At 27.7% G+C, this 1,652-nt stretch carries 2 protein-coding genes; both read right to left on the bottom strand.

Annotation, left to right across the window (positions count from 1 at the left end; genetic code table 11):
- Window positions 1–796 (bottom strand): RNA-directed DNA polymerase (locus VXQ92_RS17000; RefSeq protein ID WP_416682608.1); only part of this gene is annotated, 796 nt, incomplete at its 3' end.
- A 9-nt stretch (window positions 797–805) separates the two neighbouring features.
- A partial coding sequence (gene drt3a, locus VXQ92_RS17005) for an antiviral reverse transcriptase Drt3a (protein ID WP_416682609.1) occupies window positions 806–1,652 on the bottom strand: 847 nt, incomplete at its 5' end.

Here is a 1,652-nt window from a genome sequence, read left to right on the forward strand (position 1 = left end):
TTACTATATTATCTATTTTTTGAAAAATTATTTCTGCAAATATCCTACTTATCTCAGGTCCAATTGGTATACCATTCGTTTCATTATAATTCCCATGACGAATAGTAAAATCAAAATCATCTCCAAAAGATGATAAATTCAAATTACTTTTAACAAATTCTTTTTCTTTAGTAGCCCATGCTATTGAGTGAGTATAAATACTATCAAAACACTTTGAAACATCTAGACTCATTTGAATTTTAAATTTTTTCTCAATATTAAAATAATCTAATGAGTTAAAAAATTTATAAAGACGGTCATATCCTTTATATGCAAAGAAGGAGGGTGTATGTTTAGCATAACCATCTATTGTATCGGCCGTAATACTTCCTGTTTTATACTTATAAATATTTTCCCAAGAGCCTTTAGAATAAAATGAACTAGCAATTTTTTTTGGTGCACGAATCGAAGCAGGACTTTCTGAACAAAAATAAAGGATTAATTTATCATATTCATTATAAAACTCTCGAATTTTCCATTGAGAAGCAGGATGTAATAAAGCAAGCCTCCTATGCTCTAATGCATTTTTTCTAATTTTATAAAGATAAGGTTTTGTTGGTTTAGCCTTAATATGCTCCCCTTGACAAAGAATCAAGTCTTTAATTATTTTTTGCTCAAACTCTGTAAATTTACTTATATTCTTAATACGGTCATACAAACCATTATTAGAAAAAATAATAGGAGTTTCATAAGGTAAAGTTTCTGTAATGAGTACTCGATCATAATCACTTCGTTTAATAAAATTTTTCTTAGACATGATTAAAAATTAATACTCCCAACATTTTTTTATTTCAGCAATACGTATTGCAGAAAAATGGATAAATCGTTTCTCAGAATGACCTTTTACAAAGCTATTTTGAAGAAGCTCTCTTTTTAATTTCCCTGTAAGTGAAGGAGCAAGAAATCGCCCTAATCGTCCATTTCGAGACAAAACTAATCCCCTTAGATAATGATCTAATTCTTTAAGATTTTTTGCCTCAAGTTGTATTTCTGGATAATTATGATAAATACCTGCAAGCTTTGTTTTCTCAATATGAATATTATAAACCTTAAAATTATTAGCAAGGTATTTAATACGATCTTTAAGTAAATTTATATCTTTTGTTTTTACAAAATCATAGAAAGCACGTGCAATTCTTAACTTATACTTTTTAGTCTTTTTAGTAGCAAGATCTACATCTACAACTCTCTTATTGCTTTTAGATTTTTTATAGGGATCACTAACAACAATCTTATATCCTAGATATTCAAATTTAATTACTATTTTTTTGGGGCTAACATCTGAGACTTTTCCTATTGAATTTATTTTATTAGATATTTCAAGTTTATTATAATTAAGATCCAAACCATAAGGCAAAATAGTCTTTATATATTTCAAAAAATCACTTTTATCCTCGTTTCCTGAAGTAATTATTATAATATCATCCACATATCTAGAGTAAAAAAAGGTATTATTATTATTTCTTATTTGGCTATCAAAATCTTTCATCATTAATTCACTAATGCATGAACTCAATGGTAATCCTCTAGGCGTGCCTCTCCCACCAATAGACTGGTGCTTTATTAAAATATGCTTTATCAAAATTTTACTATGGGGACTCAGCTTATAAAGA

Source organism: Acinetobacter sp. 228 (assembly GCF_048147885.1).